The 219-nt window shown below is 46.1% G+C and carries 1 protein-coding gene; it reads left to right on the top strand.

Annotated features, from left to right (window positions below):
- The coding region (locus H6B10_RS17145; RefSeq protein ID WP_204652535.1) for a restriction endonuclease subunit S at nucleotides 1-205 on the top strand (205 nt) is incomplete at its 5' end.
- Between the last annotated feature and the right edge of the window lie 14 nt (nucleotides 206-219).

The raw sequence follows: 219 nt of genomic DNA on the forward strand, positions 1-219 counted from the left end.
GCGTGGTATTATCGAAGGATTTTGGCGGCTCTATACAGACGATTTCTATACGATCTATCTTCCTGTACCGCCCATCGAGGAACAAAAAGAAATCATGCAATATATCGGCGCTCATCCAGTTGGGAGTCAGGAACCAAGCCGTACTTCTGGCTCATTGACAGGTGCGTTTCCATACCTTCTTTTGACCGCTCATCTCTTTCCCTAAACAGGTATTTGCAG

The organism is Gemmiger formicilis, assembly GCF_016901605.1.
GTDB classification, from domain to species: domain Bacteria; phylum Bacillota; class Clostridia; order Oscillospirales; family Ruminococcaceae; genus Gemmiger; species Gemmiger formicilis_B.